We start from the raw sequence: 16944 nt of genomic DNA, 5'->3' as shown, positions 1-16944 counted from the left end.
GTTTTCCTGCGGCTCAGGCTTTGGCACATACTCTTTCGTATAAAAGGGAGAGCCGCATGTATGAATATGCCATAGCCTGGGAATGGCTGAATTTTGCCGTCCGCTGGTTGCACGTGATCACCGGCATTGCGTGGATCGGCTCGTCATTCTATTTCGTGGCGCTTGATCTTGGCCTGCGGCAGCGTCCGGACCTTCCGGTCGGCGCCCATGGCGAGGAATGGCAGGTGCATGGCGGCGGTTTCTATCACATCCAGAAATATCTGGTGGCTCCGGCGCAGATGCCCGAACACCTCACCTGGTTCAAATGGGAATCCTATGCGACGTGGCTGTCCGGCTTCGCCATGCTGTGCATCGTCTATTATGCCGGCGCCGACCTCTACCTGATCGATCCGCATGTGCTCGACGTGTCGCGCCCGGTGGCCATCGCGATCTCGCTGGCCTCGATCTTCGGCGGCTGGGTGGTCTATGACACGATCTGCAAGTCGCCGCTGGGCCGCAACGATACGCGGCTGATGGTGCTGCTCTATTTCATTCTGGTGGGCATGGCCTGGGGCTATACCCAGCTGTTTACTGGACGTGCCGCCTTCCTGCATCTCGGCGCCTTCACGGCGACAATCATGTCGGCAAACGTGTTCATGATCATCATTCCCAACCAGAAGAAGGTGGTTGCGGACCTCATTGCCGGCAAGACGCCGGACCCCAAGCTCGGCAAGCAGGCCAAGCAGCGCTCCACTCACAACAATTACCTGACGCTGCCGGTGCTGTTCCTGATGCTGTCGAACCATTATCCGCTGGCATTCGGCACCCAGTACAACTGGATCATCGCCTCGCTGGTCTTCCTGATGGGCGTCACCATCCGCCACTGGTTCAACACGCGCCATGCCCGCAAGGGCGATCCGACCTGGACATGGCTGGTCACCGCCATCCTGTTCATCGTCATCATGTGGCTGTCGACGGTGCCCAAAATCCTGTCGGGAGGCCCGGCCGCCGACAAGGTATCGGCCGTGCAGCAGCCCTTCATCGCCTCGGCGGAATTTCCCAAGGTGCGCGATACGGTCCTCGGCCGCTGCTCCATGTGCCATGCGAAGGAGCCGGGCTGGGAAGGGCTTATCGCCCCGCCCAAGGGTGTCATGCTGGAAACCGATGGCCAGATCGCAGCGCATGCCCGCGAGATTTATCTCCAGGCCGGGCGCTCGCACGCCATGCCGCCGGCCAACGTGACCGCTATCTCCAACGAGGAGCGGCAATTGCTGGCCAAATGGTATGAGAACACAGTCAAGGGAGGAACAATCCAATGAGCCAACTGCTGCTGCGCGGCCGGGTGCTGACCTTTACCGATGCGCCGAAGGCCATCGATGACACCGCGTCCTATTCCTATTTCGAAGATGGTGCCGTTCTCATCGAAAACGGCAGGGTTGCCCGCGTGGGTGACCATGCAACGCTTGCGCCTCTGGCCGGGCCGCAGGCGCAGATCGTCGATCACCGCCCGCATCTGATCCTGCCGGGCTTCATCGACACGCATCTGCACTTCCCGCAGACGCAGGCCATCGCCTCCTATGGGGCGCAGCTGCTGGAATGGCTCAACACCTACATTTTCGTCGAGGAGCAGAAGTTCGCGTCTTCCGCCCATGCCGATTTCATCGCCGGGCGCTTCATGGATGAGCTGCTGCGCAACGGCACCACTTCGGCGGTTGCCTATTGCTCGGTGCATCCGGAAAGCGTCGACGCCTATTTTGCGGCAGCGGAAAAGCGCAACATGCTGATGATCGGCGGCAAGGTCATGATGGACCGCAATGCGCCGGAAGGGCTGCGCGACACGGCGCAGACCGGTTACGACGAGACCAAGGCGCTCATTGCAAAATGGCACGGCCGCGGCCGAGCGCACTATGCCATCAGCCCGCGCTTTGCCATCACCTCGACGCCCGAGCAGATGGAGATGAGCCGGGTTCTCGTGCGCGAACATCCCGAATGCTACGTGCAGACGCACCTGTCGGAAAACCGCGACGAGGTTGCCTATGCAACCTCGCTTTACCCCGCCGCCAAGGATTATACCGACATCTATGCCGGCTATGACCTTCTGGGCAAAAAGATGCTGCTCGGGCACTGCATCTACCTCTCCGACCGCGAAATTGCGGTGCTGGCCGAAACCGGGTCAGTGGCGGTCTTCTGCCCGACCTCCAATCTGTTCCTCGGCAGCGGCCTGTTCGACCGCGACCGGTTCCAGAAGCTCGGCGCGCGGTTTTCGGTGGCGACGGACGTCGGCGGCGGCACCAGCTTCTCCATGCTGGAGACGATGGCCGAGGCCTACAAGGTGTTGCACGTGCAGGGCCAGCGCCTCTCGCCCTTCGCGTCCTATTACATGATGACGCTCGGCAATGCGCGGGCGCTCGGCCTTGAAGACCGGATCGGATCGCTGCATGCGGGCGCCGATGCCGATATCACGGTTCTCGACAGCCGCGCCAAGCCGGCGATGGAACTGCGCATGCGCACGGCAACCACGCTGGCCGAAGAGCTGTTCATCCTGCAGACCATGGGGGACGACCGTTCGGTGGCCGAGGTCTACGTGGGGGGCAAGCCGATGAAGAGCAGGCTCGACAAACATCCGGCGGCGGATCCCGCCCGGTCGGCGGCCGATCTGCAGATCGCCTGAGAATGACGAAAAAGGGGCCAGCGGCCCCTTTTTTTGCATTTCCCGCTAGAGTTCGTGCGGTTTGCGGCCACCCATGGCCTGCGTCAGTTCATCGGCGGTCTGGCGGATGACCGGTCCAAACACATCCAGCTTGTTCTTGGGCAGGCGCACGGCCGGGCCTGAAATCGAAATCCCGGCGATGGCCTCGCCATGTTCATTGAAAACGGGTGCTGCGATGCAGCGCATGCCGAGCGTGTGCTCCTCGTCGTCGACCGACCAGCCGCGTGCGCGGATCTGCTGAATGTCCTTCAGGAGGGCGGGCAGCGTATCGAGCGTGCGGTCGGTGAAATGCGCCAGCGTCTTGCCGCTGAGCATCTGGCCGATATCGGTGTCGGACCAGGTCGACAGGATGGCCTTGCCGATGCCGGATGCATGGATGGGGCCGCGCCGTCCCGGCCGGAAGAAGGCGCGCATCGGCGCATGGCTCTCGATCTGCGAGATGAACACCACATCGCCTTCATCCTCGATGGCGACATTGGCGGTCTCGCCGCAGGCGTCCATCAGCTTTTTCAGGAATGGCCGGCTGATGCTGCCGAGCTTGCGGTAGCGCAGGAAGGCATTGCCGATTTCAAAGGCGCGCACACCCACCGTCCATTCGCCGGATTCCGGGTCATGCGCGAGCATGCCGTGATTGGCAAGCGAAGTCAGCAGCCGGTGAACGGTCGATGGCGCCATGCCCGTGTGGTCGGCGAGGTCCGTCAGCGTCGATCCGTCATTGTCGGCGACGATGCTGAGAAGATGAAGGCTGCGGTCAAGCACCTGAACCGAGGAGGGCACGGCATTCTCCCCCGCCTTGCGTCCCCGCCTGCCTTTCGCTGCTGTCGACTGTGAGGCCATGCTGCCGTCTTTCCCCTTGCATTACGATGCATTGGCATAATCCGGCGCGGTTGATTTTACCAGTTTTATTGAAAATCTTTATTTCCATATAATGAGAATGATTTCCAGAAATGCATTGTGCGATTTATGAAACGGATTATGATCCCACTAAATCTGGAGGAATGATCATGACCAAAATGCGTGCTGTCGATGCTGCGGTTCTTATCCTGGAAAAGGAGGGGATCGATTGCGCTTTCGGTGTGCCGGGCGCGGCCATCAACCCGTTCTATTCGGCGCTGCGCGCCCGCGGTTCGGTTCGCCATATCCTGGCGCGCCACGTGGAAGGCGCTTCGCACATGGCGGAGGGCTATACCCGCGCCAATCACGGCAATATCGGCGTGTGCATCGGCACATCGGGCCCGGCCGGTACCGATATGATCACCGGTCTTTACTCGGCCTCGGCCGATTCCATCCCCATTCTGTGCATCACCGGGCAGGCGCCGCGCGCCCGTCTCGACAAGGAGGATTTTCAGGCCGTCGATATCGCTTCCATCGCCAAGCCGGTGACCAAATGGGCGGTGACCGTGATGGAACCCGGCCTGGTGCCTTACGTCTTCCAGAAGGCCTTTCACATCATGCGCTCGGGCCGTCCGGGTCCGGTGCTGATCGACCTGCCGCTGGATGTGCAGCTGGCGGAAATCGAATTCGACGCCGACACCTATGAACCGCTCGAGCCGTACAAGCCTGCCGCAACGCGCGCGCAGGTGGAAAAGGCGCTTGTTATGCTTAATGCGGCGGAACGGCCGCTGATCGTGGCGGGCGGCGGCATCATCAATGCCGATGCCTCCGATCTCCTGGTGGAGTTCGCCGAAATCACCGGCGTTCCCGTCATCCCGACATTGATGGGCTGGGGAACGATCCCGGACGATCACCGGCTGATGGCGGGCATGTGCGGCCTGCAGACCTCGCACCGCTACGGCAATGCCACGCTGCTGGCTTCGGACTTCGTGCTGGGGATCGGCAACCGCTGGGCCAACCGCCATACGGGCAATGTCGCGACCTATACGGAAGGGCGCACATTCGTGCATGTCGACATCGAGCCGACCCAGATCGGCCGCGTCTTCGCGCCGGATTTCGGCATTGTCTCGGATGCGGGCAAGGCGCTGAAGCTGTTCCTCGACGTGGCCACCGAATGGAAGGCCGCAGGCAAACTGCGTGACTGGTCGGCATGGGCGCGGGAATGCCAGGAGCGCAAGCGCACCCTGCTGCGCAAGACGCATTTCGACCAGACGCCGCTCAAGCCGCAGCGCGTCTACGAGGAGATGAACAAGGCGTTCGGCCGCGATACCTGCTATGTCACGACCATCGGCCTCAGCCAGATCGCCGGGGCGCAGTTCCTGCATGTCTATCGCCCGCGCAACTGGATCAATTGCGGTCAGGCCGGGCCTCTCGGCTGGACCTTGCCCGCCGCCCTCGGCGTGCGTGCCGCCGATCCCCACCGGCCGATCGTGGCGCTCTCCGGCGACTATGATTTCCAGTTCATGATCGAGGAACTGGCCGTCGGCGCTCAGCACAAGCTGCCCTATCTGCACGTGGTCGTGAACAATTCCTATCTCGGGCTGATCCGGCAGGCGCAGCGCGGCTTCAACATGGATTTCGAAGTGTCGCTTGCTTTCGACAACATCAATGCGTCTGATGATGCGGAGAAGGGCTACGGCGTCGACCATGTGGCGGTGGCCGAGGGTCTCGGCTGCAAGGCCATCCGGGTGCGCAGCCCCAACCAGTTTGCCGACGCCTTTGCGCAGGCGCAGGCGCTGATGGACGAACACCAGGTGCCGGTGGTCATCGAGTTCATCCTCGAGCGGGTGACCAATATCTCCATGGGCGCCGACATCAATGCGGTGGTCGAGTTCGAGGAGCTGGCCGAGCAGAAGCAGGATGCACCGACCGCCGTCGCGGCATTCCTTGACTGACATTCACTGACTTTCCGGAGGTCTCATGCCCAAATTTGCAGCCAATCTGACGATGCTCTTCAACGAGGTTCCGTTTCTCGACCGCTTTGCGCTGGCCAGCCAGGCGGGTTTCGATGCGGTGGAATATCTCTTCCCCTATGAATTTGATGCCGCCGTTCTCAAACAGAAACTCGGGCAGCACCGGCTGGTGCAGGTGCTGCACAATCTTCCGGCCGGCAACTGGGCGGGCGGCGAGCGCGGCATCGCGGTGCTGCCGGACCGCATCGATGAGTTCCGGCGCGGCGTTGCCACGGCCATCGACTATGCCACCGAGCTGGGATGCAGGCAGATCAACTGCCTTGCCGGCATCGCGCCGGTCGGGCTGGCGGCCGATGTGCTGCGCACGACATTCGTGCACAATCTGCGTCTGGCGGCGCAGGAGCTTGCCAGGCACAAGATCCGCCTGCTGATCGAGCCGATCAACGCCTATGATATTCCCGGTTTCTACCTGAATACCGTCGAACAGGCCGCATCGATCATCGACGAGGTCGGCAGCGACAATCTCTTCATCCAGTACGATCTCTATCACCAGCAGCGCACGCGCGGCGAACTGGTGGCGACCTACCAGCGCCACAAGGACCGGATTGCCCATATCCAGCTGGCCGACAATCCCGGCCGGAATGAGCCGGGCACAGGCGAAATCAACTATCCCTTCGTGTTCGAGGCACTGGACGAGGCCGGTTACACCGGCTGGGTCGGCTGCGAATACAAACCAAAGACTGAAACGCAACGCGGACTGGGCTGGCTGAAGGATTTTTCCGACGCGCAGAAATCCGCCGACATCTTGAGAATGAGGAGCTGAGGATATGGCTGACATAGGTTTCATCGGACTGGGCATCATGGGCACGCCCATGGCACGTCACCTGCAGGATGCGGGGCATGACGTCTACACCTCGAAATTCTTCATCGAGCCGCGCCCGGAACTGGTCGAGAACGGCCTGAAGATCGTTGAAAGCCCCAAGGCTCTCGCCGAAAAGACGGATATCATCATCCTGATGCTGCCGGATACGCCCGAGGTCAAGGACGTGCTCTTCGGCGAAAACGGCGTGGTCTTCGGCTTGAAGCCTGGCAAGCTCGTCATCGACATGAGCTCGATCTCGCCGATTGAAACGAAGGAATTCGCCAAAAGGGTTCGCGAGACCGGCAGCGAATATATCGATGCGCCGGTGTCCGGCGGCGAGGTGGGCGCCAAGAACGCCACGCTCAGCATCATGGCGGGCGGCGAGCAAAGCGCCTTCGATCGGGCCCTGCCGCTGTTCAAGCTGATGGGCAAGAACATCACGCTTGTCGGCGATTGCGGCGACGGCCAGGTGACCAAGGTTGCCAACCAGATCATCGTTGCCCTGACCATCGAAGCCATTTCGGAAGCGCTGGTGCTGGCGTCGAAGGCGGGTGCCGATCCGGCGCGGGTGCGCGAGGCCCTGATGGGCGGCTTTGCCTCCTCGCGCATTCTCGAACTGCATGGCGAGCGGATGATCAAGCGGACATTCGAACCGGGTTTCCGCATCTCGCTGCACCAGAAGGACCTCAACCTTGCCTTGCAGAGCGCCAAGACGCTGGGCGTCTCGCTGCCCAACACGGCATCGACGCAGGAACTGTTCAACAGCTGCGCGGCGAACGGTGACAGCGGTCTCGACCACTCCGGACTGGTCAAGGCGCTGGAGCGCATCGCCAACCACGCGGTCGCCTGAGTTCGACAGACAAGGCCATGGGGGCGGACAATAATGACATTGAAAAGCGCCCCCAGGGCATTGCTGACATCCCTGTTTGACGCCGCCGTGGCGGCGGCGCAGGCCGAGCGCACCGTTGCCGCCAACCTGCCGGACCGCCCGAAAGGGCGTACCATCGTCATCGGCGCCGGCAAGGGCTCGGCGCAGATGGCGCGCGCCTTCGAACAGGCCTGGGATGGCCCGCTGCAAGGGGTTGTCGTCACCCGTTACGGTTTCGGCGTGCCATGCGAGCGGATCGAGATCATCGAGGCAGCGCATCCGGTGCCCGACGCGGCGGGTCTGAAGGCCACGGCAAGACTGTTTGACGCGGTTGCCAATCTGACAGAGGACGATCTTGTGGTGGCGCTGATATCGGGCGGCGGTTCTGCGCTGCTGCCGGCACCGCCGGAAGGCATGACGCTCGATGACGAGATTGCGGTCAACAAGGCATTACTGGCATCCGGCGCACCAATTTCGGCGATGAATACGGTGCGCAAGCATGTTTCGATGATCAAGGGCGGACGTCTGGCTGCCGCCGCCTATCCGGCTAGGGTCGTTACGCTTGTGATATCCGATATTCCCGGTGACAACCCCGCTCTGGTCGCGTCGGGTCCGACCGTGCCGGATGAAGCATCGCTCGACGATGCACGGGCGATCGTGCGCCAGTACAATCTTGCATTGCCGTCCGCGGCCTTGCGGCATCTGTCGCTGGATGCGGCCCGCGCACCCAATCCCGGCGATCCCGGTTTTGCCCGCAACACGGTCCGCATCATCGCTTCAGCGGCGGTCTCGCTCGAGGCGGCCGCAGCGGCGGCGCGGCGTCAAGGCGTCGACGCGGTCATCCTGTCCGATGCCATCGAGGGGGAGGCGCGGGAAGTGGCGCATGTGCATACCGCGCTTGCCCGCGAAGTTTTGACCAGAAACCGGCCGTTCACGGCGCCGGTGGTTCTCCTGTCCGGGGGAGAAACCACGGTCACCGTGCGCGGGAAGGGCAAGGGCGGGCGTAACACGGAGTTTCTTCTGTCTTTTGCGCTTGGCATTGCCGGGGCCGGGGGCATCTCGGCGCTGGCCGCCGATACCGACGGCATCGATGGTTCGGAGGACAATGCCGGGGCCTTTGCCGATGGCAGCACCGCCGCGCGGCTGGCGGGTCTTGGGAGGGACGCGCGCAGCCTGTTGAATGCCAATGATGCGTGGTCGGCGTTCGATGCTCTTGGTGATCTTTTCGTGCCGGGCCCGACGGGCACCAATGTCAATGATTTCCGGGCTATTTATATAGATGGCGACAGCTAGTTTCTTTCGCGTTGGTTGCCCGAATAGGAGCGGACGGGGATGCCAAGGACATGGCTGAGGGGATCAATGCCGAGGTCGGCCAGCTGATCCAGCGGCAGGCTGTTGAGTTCGGCAATGGTGCGGCGCGCATTGCGCCAGGCAATATAATTCCGGTAAATGTTCATTTTCATACCTCGTCTTTGTTCGTCAAATAGACCTGTGAACACGACGGAGTATGCGCGGCCATGTCAAAAACCGGTATCCCGTTTGGCCGAAGAGATTGCCTGATCCTCCGAGAGTGAATCCGGCCGGCGGTTATTCTCCCGCGTCGCCGCCCATCCGGTCGATGTCGCGGCGCAGAATGATCGATGTGGTGACGTCATCCACTTCCTCCAGCAGCGCCACCGTGTTGCGGATCGTGTTGAGATGATTCATCGACGGCACCTCGACCTCGACAATCAGATCGAGCTGCCCGCTGACTGAGGAAACGCGCCGGACTTCCGGACGGGCCGCGAGCTGGTCCAGCACGCCGAGCGCCGGGGTGCGCACCAGGCTGATCAGCAGGAATGCGCAGATCACCCCCTCGTTCAGCTGTCCGATATCGGCCCGGTAACCGCGGATGACCCCCGACCGTTCGAGAAAAAGAATGCGCTCGCTGGTTGCGCTGCGTGACAGACCGATCTTTCCGGCGAGCGTCTTCAGCGGAATCTTGGCATCGCGCGACAGGATGCTCAGAATGTTCCGGTCCTTTTCATCGAGTTCCTTCATTGCCCTCTTCTCTTCCCCCGACCAAATGCCGGTTCAGGCCGTCCTTCTGACGGTCAAACCGGCGGATTAACGGATGCCCCATTTTGAGGCCCGTGCCAAGCTCTGGCGAAAAGGAGTTGATGCATGATCAATCTGTCCCATCCGGCACCGGCATTTTCGAATGCGGAAGCGCTCGCCATCGCCAAGGAGCATTTTGGCGTGGAGGGCCGGATCAGTTCGCTCGCCAGCGAACGCGACCAGAATTTCCGGATCGATGCATCGGATGGCTCCATCTGGATTCTCAAAGCCGTCAATTCCAGCGAGCCGAAGGACCAGAGCGATTTCCAGACGGCGCTGCTGCATCATCTCGAAGCCAATGCCTCCGATCTGCCGGTGCCAAGATTGCGTCGGTCGCTGGACGGGCAGGTGCTGGTGCAGGTTCAATCCTCGACCGGCGATCAGCATTGCATCCGCATGGTGTCCTGGCAGGACGGCGATCCCCTGGCCGAACGCGAACGCACGCCGGCGGTGCTGCAAAGCCTCGGCGGGATGCTCGGGCGGCTGGACAGGGCCATGCAGGGCTTCATGCATCCCGGCGCGCTCAGGACATTCGACTGGGACATGCGGGCGGCGGGCCTGTCGCGCCAGCGCCTGAAATATATCGACAATGCCGAGGATCGTGCGCTGCTCGGCCGCTTCCTCGACCGGTTCGAGGCGCGGGTGGCGCCGCGTCTGCCATCCCTTCGTGCCGCCGTCATCCACAATGACGCCAATGACTGGAACGTGCTGGTCGACGCGGACAATCCGGGGAAAATTGCCGGCCTGATCGATTTCGGCGATGCGCTGCACAGCGTGCTGATCGCGGAAGTGGCGGTGGCATGCGCCTATTCCATTCTCGATCTCGACGATCCCATCGGCGCGGCAGTCGCCATCGTTGCGGGCTTCCATGCGGAATATCCTCTGCAGGAACAGGAGCTGGATCTGCTGTTCGACCTGATCGCCATGCGGCTCGTCACCAGCGTCACGCTGTCGGCGCAGCGCAAGGACAAGACGGATGATAATCCCTATCTCGCCATCAGCGAGGCCCCCGCATGGGCATTGCTGCGGCGGCTCGATGCGATCAATCCGGGCTTTGCCACGGCGATTTTCCGCCATGCCTGCGGATATGATGCGTCTGCCGGGGCCAAGGCGGTTGCCGGCTGGATCAAGCGCAACAACCGGACTTTTGCTCCGGTTCTCGCGCAGCATCCGGCCACCGCGGCCAAGGCGCTGGTTCCCTATGGCGATCCCGAAAATGCCATGACCGTCTGGTCCGCGGCGCAGCAGCCGGACAAGGCAACCGCGTGGTGGGATGGCTATTGTGCGGAAAACGGTATTGCGCTTGGCATCGGGCCGTGGGGCGAGGAACGCTCCGTCTATACCGGCGTGATGTTCGAATCGCGTTTCATTGCCGGCGAGCGGCGCACCCGGCATCTCGGCCTCGACCTCTTCATGGCTGCAGGCACGAAACTGTTCACGCCCATCGCGGCAACTGTCGCAGAAGTCGTCATCGAGCCAGATCCGCTCGGCTATGGCTGCCTCGTCAAGCTCGAACATGCGCCGGACGGCTGCCCGCCCTTTGCGACGCTGTGGGGGCATCTTGCGCATGAGGCCCTGACGCGGCTGCGTCCGGGCGACCTGCTTCAAGCGGGCGATCTCGTCGGCCAAATGGGGACGCCCACGGAAAATGGCGGCTGGGCACCGCATCTGCATCTGCAATTGTCGGTTGATACATCCCTGTCCGCAACCGCCATCCTCGGCGTCGGCGAAGCGCGCTATCTCCCGGTCTGGGGCGAGCTGTTCCCGGATCCGGCCAATTTCATCGGCCTGCCACGCGAGACATTCCAGCAGACGGGGCGCAGCCGGGAGGCCATTGTTGCGGCGCGCCGCACGTCGCTCCTGCCCAATCTCTCCATTTCCTATGCGGAGCCGATCAAGTTCGTGCGCGGCGAGGGTGTCTGGCTGATCGACGATCGCGGTCGGGCCTATCTCGACTGCTTCAACAATGTCTGCCATCTCGGCCATGCCCATCCGGATGTGGTGAGGGCCCTGTCATGGCAGGCGGGCCTGCTCAACACCAACACACGCTATCTCCATGACAACATCGTCACCTATGCGGAGCGGCTGACCGCAACGCTGCCCGGTGACCTGACGGTCGCGACCTTTGCCTGTTCGGGCAGCGAGGCCAACAGCCTGATGTTGCGGATGATGCGGGCGCATACGGGCCGCGAGGAGGCGATTGTGCTCGATTGGGCCTATCACGGCACGACGCAGGAACTGATCGAGCTCAGCCCCTACAAATACAAGCGTCGAGGCGGCAAGGGCCGCAAGCCGCATGTCTATGAAGCCGCCATTCCCGATCCTTACCGGGCGCCGTCCGACTGGCCGCAGGCGGAGATTGCCAGCCGCTATGCGGAAAGCGTTGCCGAACAGATCGAACAGATGCGCCGGGCAGGCAAGGCGCCGGGCCTGTTCTTTGCCGAGTCCATTCCCAGCGTTGCCGGTCAGGTGTTCCTGCCGGATGGTTACCTCAAAGAGGTCTACGCGATGGTGCGTGCCGCTGGCGGTATCTGTGCGGCGGATGAAGTGCAGGTCGGTTTCGGCCGCGTCGGCAGCCATTGGTGGGCGTTCGAGACGCAAGGCGTCGTGCCGGATATCGTCACCATGGGCAAGCCCATCGGCAATGGCCACCCCATGGCGGCGGTGGTGACAACGCGCGAGATCGCCGCCTCGTTCAACAACGGCATGGAATATTTCAACACATTCGGCGGCAATCCGGTGTCCTGTGCTGTGGGCCTTGCGGTGCTCGATGTGATCGAGCGCGACAATCTGCGGCAGAATGCGCTGGAGACAGGCAATTACCTGCTGCAGCGCTTCGAGGAGATGAAAGCCCGCCATGCCGTCATCGGCGATGTGCGCGGACAGGGCCTGTTTCTCGGCATCGAGCTGGTGACGGACCGCAGCACCAAACATCCGGCCACGGAGATAGCCCGCGCCATCAACAACGGTGCCAGGGAGCGCGGTATCCTGATGGGAACGGAGGGACCGCACGACAACATCCTGAAGCTGCGCCCGCCGATGATTTTCAGCCGGGCCAATGCGGATTATCTGATCGACGTGTTGGAGGACACGTTCACGGCCGTCCTGGCGAACCAGTGATCTAAACACCGAAGAAAGAACGAACCGTCGGGCAGCTGTCCGGCGGACGGGAAAGATTTATTCAATCACAATGAGGGAGAACATCATGAAACGGACTGCACTTCTCGCCCTGCTGCTGGCATCGGCAGCCTTTACCGCCACCCCCGCCAAGGCCGACACGCTGTCGGTGATCAAGGAACGCGGCCGCGTCAATTGCGGCGTCAGCCAGGGCGTCCTCGGCTTTTCCAATGCGGACAGTGCGGGCAAATGGACCGGCTTCGACGTTGATTTCTGCCATGCGGTGTCAGCGGCAATCTTCGGCGACCCGGACAAGGTCAACTTCATTCCGCTTTCCACCAAGGACCGCTTCACCGCGCTGCAGTCCGGCGAAGCCGATCTGCTGTCGCGCCAGACCACGTGGACCCTGTCGCGCGATACCACCATGGGCCTCAAATTCGTCGGCACCGCCTATTATGACGGGCAGGGCTTCATGGTGAAGAAGTCGCTGGGCGTGAAGAGCGCAAAGGAGCTTTCCGGCGCCTCGCTGTGCACGGAGACCGGCACGACAACCGAACTCAACGTTGCCGATTATTTCAAGGCGAACAACATCACCTACGAGATCGTCTCGTTCGAACGCCCGGATGAAACCATTGTCGCGCTGAACAACGGCCGCTGCGATGTCTACACGACGGATGCCTCCGCACTCTACGCGCAAAGACTGACCCTGTCCGACCCCGAGGGGTTCATGGTGCTGCCCGAGATCATTTCCAAGGAGCCGCTGGGACCGGCGGTGCGCCAGGGCGATGACCGCTGGTTCAACATCGTCCGCTGGACGCTGTTCTCGATGATCGAAGCGGAAGAGCTGGGCATTACCAGGGAGAACATCGCCAAGCAGGTTGAATCCGGCAATCCGTCGATCAAGCGCTTTCTGGGCGCCGAGGGGGATACGGGCGCGCCGCTGGGCCTCGACAAGGGCTGGATCTACAACATCGTGTCGACAACCGGCAATTACGGCGAAATGTTCGACCGCAATCTCGGCAAGGGCAGCCCCCTGAAGATCGACCGGGGCATCAACGCCCTGTGGAATGCCGGCGGCCTGATGTATGCGCCGCCAGCGCGGTAAGATGCGTTACCATGATAAAAGGGCGGGCGGTCCGATGGACCGCCCGCCCTTGTTTCATTCCATCACCGCATGTTCCGGCGGCGTGGCGCTGGGTGCCGGCTTGCGCAGCAGGAACACCAGCGGGATGGCCGCCAGCGACATCAGCATCAGCAGCTTGAAATCGTCCATATAGGCGATGATCGTGGCCTGCAGGGTGATGATGCCGTCAAGCGAAGCACGGCCCGCCGCCTTCAGCGGGTCGAGATGCTGCATCACGGCAGGCGCATTGAAGGCGTGGTTGAACGGCGTGACATAGGCGGCGATCGAGGCGTGGTTGGTCTGCACATTCTCGGTGATCAGCGCCGTGACGATGGAAATGCCGACGCTGGAACCGATGTTGCGCGACAGATTGTACAGGCCCGTGCCTTCGCCGCGCATGCTGGCGGGCAGGGTGGCAAAGGCAATCGTCGTCAGCGGCACGAAGAGGAAGCCGAGGCCCGCACCCTGGATGAAGCCCACCGAAACGATGGTCCACTGCGATACGTCAGGCGTCCAGCCGGTCATGTCGTACATGGCCCATGCGGTCAGCCCGAGGCCGAGCACCAGGAGGAAGCGCGTGTCGACCTTGCCGATGAGGCGGCCGACGATGAACATGCACACCATCGTGCCGACACCGCGCGGGCCCATGACGATACCTGCCGTGGTGACGGGATAGCCCATGAGCGTCTGCAGATACGGCGTCATCAGGGCAAGCGAGGCGAGATAGGTCACGCCGACGATGAAGATGAAGAACATGCTGACGGCAAAGTTCCGGTCAAGGAACAGCCTTGGATTGACGAAGGACCGTTCGGCCGTGAAGGTGTGGCTGAGGAACAGGTAGAAGGCGCTGACGCAGACCAGCGCTTCCAGCTGGATCTCGCCGGAGGAAAACCAGTCGAGCTGTTCGCCGCGGTCGAGAAAAAGCTGAAGGGCGGCGATGGCAAGGCTGAGCGTGCCGAAGCCGAACCAGTCGAGCTTGGCCTTCAGCTCCCGCCCGGTTTCGGTGACGAAGGCAACAATGCCGACAAAGGCGAGAAGGCCGATGGGAACGTTGATGTAAAACACCCAGCGCCAGCTGATATTGTCGGTCAGCCAGCCGCCGATGACAGGGCCGAGCACGGGACCGACCATGACGGAAACGCCGAACAGCGCCATGGCCGAGCCGCGCTCCTCGACGGAATAGATGTCGAGAAGAATGCCTTGCGACAGGGGGACGAGCGAGGCGCCGAACAGGCCCTGCAACAGCCGGAAAGCCACGATCTGCGGCAGCGACTGGGCGATGCCGCACAGCACCGACGCCACGACGAACCCGGCGATGGCGGTGAGCAGCACGCGCTTGCGGCCGAAGCGGGCGGCGAGAAAGCCCGACGGCGGCGTCATGATGGCAGCAGCGACGATGTAGGAGGTCAGGACCCAGTTGATCTGGTCGGCGCTCGCCGCAACGCTGCCCTGGATATAGGGCAGCGCCACGTTGGCGATGGTCGTATCGAGCGCCTGCATGATCACGGCGAGAATGACACAGGCCGTGATCGCGCCGCGATTGGCAACCGGCGCGGTGCCCGGCAGTGCGACGGTGCTAGACATGATCCTTGCTGCCCAGGAGCGATTGCACGAACTGCGGCAGGCCGCGTGCATGACCGGTATCGACTTCGGCCGTCACGCTCATGCCGACGCGCAGGGGCGGCTTGCCAGCCATATCGTTAATGCTGACGAGCATGGGGATGCGCTGAACAACCTTAACCCAATTGCCGGTTGTATTCTGCGCGGGCAGCAGCGAGAAGCTCGAGCCGGAGGCCGGGCTGATGCTGGCAACCGTGCCCTTCCATTCGACGCCCGGATAGGTGTCGACGGTCACTGTCACGGGCTGGCCGGGCTTCACATAGGTCAGCTCGGTTTCCTTGGGGCTGGCGGCGACCCACATATGGGTTGTCGAGACCAGGCTGAAACCGGCCTGCGAGGCCTGGAGATAGGCGCCGACCTGCAGCGAACTGACATTGGTCACGATCCCATCGAAGGGCGCACGCACCGTGGTCGCGTCAAAATCGTGCTGGGCCTTGTCGACGGTTGCCTTTGCCGCGAGATAGGACGGGTTCTGCTCGACGGGCTGGTCGGCATTGTTGCCCAATTGGGCGAGCGTGGTGGCAGCCTGTGCCCTGGCGACATCGACCTTCTGCTGCGCGGCGTCGAGATCATGCTTGGCCTGATCATAGGTGGCCTTGGAGACGGCGGCGGTGTTGGTCAGGTCCGCCTGGCGCTGCAGGGTCTTCTGATAGAAGGGAATGTCGGATTCCGCCTGGGCGATTTCCGCCAGCGTCTGCTTGTAGCTCGCCTGCAGGTTGAGAATCTGGTTGCGAACGGTGCCGAGCTGCGCCTGCGCACCCTCCAGAGCGATGCGGTAGACGTCGGGGTTGATGCGGAACAGGATCTGTCCCTGCTTGACGACCTCGTTGTCATGCACGTCGATGGCGCTGACCAGCCCCGATATATCGGTGGAAACGCCGACCATGTCCGCCTGCACATAGGCGTTGTCGGTGGACATGACCTGCCCGCCGGTGACGTAGAAATAGCCGCCGACCACGAGGGCAAGCGGCAGCGCGGCGAAGAGCACGGGGCGCAGACGGTTGCGGCGGGTTTTCGGCGGCGTGATATCGGGCAGCGGCACCGGTTCGTTGACGCGGGCGGTTACCGGCGCTTCGCCGGGTGCTTCGGTCTTTTCCAGAACGGGCGCGGCATGCCCCGGCGCGGCGGGGTGATCGGTATTGGCGGGAATGCGGGAGTTGAGAGATCCGTCAGCCATGGTGTGTCTTCCTGTCATCGACCGGTGTCTGACAGGCATCGATCAAATTGGACTTCATAAGGGTTAGAGTGCGGATGAGATGTTCGCGGTCTTCCGCCGGCACATTTTCGAGGGCTTCGGACCGGGTGACTTCGCCGATGACGCGCATATCCGCCAGATGCGGGCGCGCTTCATCGCGCAGGAACAGCAGCCAGATGCGGCGGTCGGTCGGGTGCCGGCGCCGCTCGATCAGGTTGCGCTCCTGCAGCTTGTCGAGGATGCGCACCAGCGTGATCGGCTCGATTTCGAGGATTTCCGCGAGGCCAGCCTGATGAATCCCCTCGTTCTTGGACAGATAGGCCAGCGTCTGCCACTGCGACCGGGTCAGGCCGAGGCATTTCGCCCGCTGTTCAAACCGCTTGCGCAGCAACCGCGCAACATCGTGCAGCAGAAAGCCAAGAGTGGGTGTGTCGTCCATGATGTGGGGTTTTGAAACTCATAAGGGTGCTTATAACATTCACACATATAGCATGTGGACTCATGTTTTAGAAGAGACAAGGTGTCACAAGTCAGTGAGGCAAGCCGCATAACAAAATGCCCGGCCT

14 protein-coding genes are annotated in these 16944 nt (G+C 62.3%); 8 read left to right on the top strand and 6 right to left on the bottom strand.

Annotated features, from left to right (window positions below):
- The first annotated feature begins 56 nt into the window (after window positions 1-56).
- A complete protein-coding gene (locus ACP7B1_RS14890) occupies window positions 57-1298 on the top strand; it encodes a urate hydroxylase PuuD (protein WP_223615437.1) in 1242 nt (413 codons plus the stop codon).
- Window positions 1295-2650 carry a guanine deaminase gene (gene guaD / locus ACP7B1_RS14885; RefSeq protein ID WP_426137057.1) on the top strand — a complete coding sequence of 452 codons (1356 nt, stop codon included), beginning with the start codon at window positions 1295-1297 and terminating at the stop codon, window positions 2648-2650. The genes ACP7B1_RS14890 and guaD overlap by 4 nt, the downstream gene beginning before the upstream one ends.
- 45 nt (window positions 2651-2695) lie before the next feature.
- Here the strand turns inward: guaD and ACP7B1_RS14880 are convergent, their stop codons facing one another.
- The gene (locus ACP7B1_RS14880) at window positions 2696-3526 is read right to left on the bottom strand and encodes an IclR family transcriptional regulator (RefSeq protein ID WP_346305695.1); all 831 of its coding nucleotides are present in this window, start codon (window positions 3524-3526) and stop codon (window positions 2696-2698) included.
- Between the two features lie 167 nt (window positions 3527-3693).
- On the opposite strand from ACP7B1_RS14880, the gene gcl reads away from it, so the two are divergent.
- Genes gcl through ACP7B1_RS14860 form a run of 4 tightly spaced genes read left to right on the top strand, consistent with a single transcriptional unit; the run spans window position 3694 to window position 8519 of the window.
- Window positions 3694-5478, top strand: coding sequence for a glyoxylate carboligase (gene gcl, locus ACP7B1_RS14875; RefSeq protein ID WP_346305694.1), 1785 nt, complete (start codon window positions 3694-3696; stop codon window positions 5476-5478).
- A 25-nt stretch (window positions 5479-5503) separates the two neighbouring features.
- Entirely contained in the window at window positions 5504-6319 is an 816-nt protein-coding gene (gene hyi / locus ACP7B1_RS14870) for a hydroxypyruvate isomerase (protein WP_346305693.1), read from the top strand.
- 4 nt (window positions 6320-6323) lie between these two features.
- A complete protein-coding gene (locus tag ACP7B1_RS14865; RefSeq protein WP_346305692.1) occupies window positions 6324-7208 on the top strand; it encodes a 2-hydroxy-3-oxopropionate reductase in 885 nt (294 codons plus the stop codon).
- Between the two features lie 33 nt (window positions 7209-7241).
- The gene (locus ACP7B1_RS14860; protein WP_346305691.1) at window positions 7242-8519 is read left to right on the top strand and encodes a glycerate kinase; all 1278 of its coding nucleotides are present in this window, start codon (window positions 7242-7244) and stop codon (window positions 8517-8519) included.
- Here ACP7B1_RS14860 and ACP7B1_RS14855 read toward each other — a convergent pair.
- Window positions 8516-8683 carry a DUF1127 domain-containing protein gene (locus ACP7B1_RS14855; RefSeq protein ID WP_346305690.1) on the bottom strand — a complete coding sequence of 56 codons (168 nt, stop codon included), beginning with the start codon at window positions 8681-8683 and terminating at the stop codon, window positions 8516-8518. The two genes, ACP7B1_RS14860 and ACP7B1_RS14855, sit on opposite strands and share 4 nt — an antisense overlap.
- A 130-nt stretch (window positions 8684-8813) precedes the next feature.
- Window positions 8814-9266: an Lrp/AsnC family transcriptional regulator gene (locus tag ACP7B1_RS14850; protein WP_223615429.1), complete on the bottom strand. Its 453-nt coding sequence runs from the start codon at window positions 9264-9266 to the stop codon at window positions 8814-8816.
- A 123-nt stretch (window positions 9267-9389) separates the two neighbouring features.
- On the opposite strand from ACP7B1_RS14850, the gene ACP7B1_RS14845 reads away from it, so the two are divergent.
- Together ACP7B1_RS14845 and ACP7B1_RS14840 are read left to right on the top strand one after the other, a co-directional pair.
- Window positions 9390-12443: an aminotransferase class III-fold pyridoxal phosphate-dependent enzyme gene (locus ACP7B1_RS14845; RefSeq protein ID WP_346305689.1), complete on the top strand. Its 3054-nt coding sequence runs from the start codon at window positions 9390-9392 to the stop codon at window positions 12441-12443.
- Between the two features lie 85 nt (window positions 12444-12528).
- On the top strand, window positions 12529-13545 hold the full coding sequence (locus ACP7B1_RS14840) for an amino acid ABC transporter substrate-binding protein (RefSeq protein WP_346305688.1): 1017 nt from the start codon (window positions 12529-12531) through the stop codon (window positions 13543-13545).
- 54 nt (window positions 13546-13599) lie between these two features.
- Here ACP7B1_RS14840 and ACP7B1_RS14835 read toward each other — a convergent pair whose 3' ends face one another.
- From ACP7B1_RS14835 to ACP7B1_RS14825, 3 genes are read right to left on the bottom strand one after another with little or no spacing between them, the layout of a single operon-like run.
- The gene (locus ACP7B1_RS14835; RefSeq protein ID WP_426137056.1) at window positions 13600-15147 is read right to left on the bottom strand and encodes a DHA2 family efflux MFS transporter permease subunit; all 1548 of its coding nucleotides are present in this window, start codon (window positions 15145-15147) and stop codon (window positions 13600-13602) included.
- Entirely contained in the window at window positions 15140-16360 is a 1221-nt protein-coding gene (locus ACP7B1_RS14830; RefSeq protein ID WP_403184667.1) for an HlyD family secretion protein, read from the bottom strand. Before ACP7B1_RS14830 ends, ACP7B1_RS14835 begins: the two co-directional genes overlap by 8 nt.
- Window positions 16353-16817 (bottom strand): MarR family winged helix-turn-helix transcriptional regulator, encoded by a 465-nt coding sequence (locus tag ACP7B1_RS14825; protein WP_105735155.1) that lies wholly within the window; start codon window positions 16815-16817, stop codon window positions 16353-16355. The genes ACP7B1_RS14830 and ACP7B1_RS14825 overlap by 8 nt, the downstream gene beginning before the upstream one ends.
- Window positions 16818-16944: the final 127 nt, after the last annotated feature.

It is taken from the genome of Phyllobacterium sp. SL163 (genome assembly GCF_049896885.1).
In the GTDB taxonomy this organism is placed as follows: Bacteria; Pseudomonadota; Alphaproteobacteria; order Rhizobiales; family Rhizobiaceae; genus Phyllobacterium; species Phyllobacterium calauticae.
This window is presented reverse-complemented; position numbering and strand designations above follow the sequence as displayed.

What these genes read in the sequence shown, in the direction of transcription:
- ACP7B1_RS14890 (WP_223615437.1), top strand. Translation starts at nt 57, where the DNA reads ATGTATGAATATGCCATAGCCTGGGAATGGCTGAATTTTGCCGTCCGC.
- guaD (WP_426137057.1), top strand. Translation starts at nt 1,295, where the DNA reads ATGAGCCAACTGCTGCTGCGCGGCCGGGTGCTGACCTTTACCGATGCG.
- ACP7B1_RS14880 (WP_346305695.1), bottom strand. Translation starts at nt 3,526, where the DNA reads ATGGCCTCACAGTCGACAGCAGCGAAAGGCAGGCGGGGACGCAAGGCG.
- gcl (WP_346305694.1), top strand. Translation starts at nt 3,694, where the DNA reads ATGACCAAAATGCGTGCTGTCGATGCTGCGGTTCTTATCCTGGAAAAG.
- hyi (WP_346305693.1), top strand. Translation starts at nt 5,504, where the DNA reads ATGCCCAAATTTGCAGCCAATCTGACGATGCTCTTCAACGAGGTTCCG.
- ACP7B1_RS14865 (WP_346305692.1), top strand. Translation starts at nt 6,324, where the DNA reads ATGGCTGACATAGGTTTCATCGGACTGGGCATCATGGGCACGCCCATG.
- ACP7B1_RS14860 (WP_346305691.1), top strand. Translation starts at nt 7,242, where the DNA reads ATGACATTGAAAAGCGCCCCCAGGGCATTGCTGACATCCCTGTTTGAC.
- ACP7B1_RS14855 (WP_346305690.1), bottom strand. Translation starts at nt 8,683, where the DNA reads ATGAACATTTACCGGAATTATATTGCCTGGCGCAATGCGCGCCGCACC.
- ACP7B1_RS14850 (WP_223615429.1), bottom strand. Translation starts at nt 9,266, where the DNA reads ATGAAGGAACTCGATGAAAAGGACCGGAACATTCTGAGCATCCTGTCG.
- ACP7B1_RS14845 (WP_346305689.1), top strand. Translation starts at nt 9,390, where the DNA reads ATGATCAATCTGTCCCATCCGGCACCGGCATTTTCGAATGCGGAAGCG.
- ACP7B1_RS14840 (WP_346305688.1), top strand. Translation starts at nt 12,529, where the DNA reads ATGAAACGGACTGCACTTCTCGCCCTGCTGCTGGCATCGGCAGCCTTT.
- ACP7B1_RS14835 (WP_426137056.1), bottom strand. Translation starts at nt 15,147, where the DNA reads ATGTCTAGCACCGTCGCACTGCCGGGCACCGCGCCGGTTGCCAATCGC.
- ACP7B1_RS14830 (WP_403184667.1), bottom strand. Translation starts at nt 16,360, where the DNA reads ATGGCTGACGGATCTCTCAACTCCCGCATTCCCGCCAATACCGATCAC.
- ACP7B1_RS14825 (WP_105735155.1), bottom strand. Translation starts at nt 16,817, where the DNA reads ATGGACGACACACCCACTCTTGGCTTTCTGCTGCACGATGTTGCGCGG.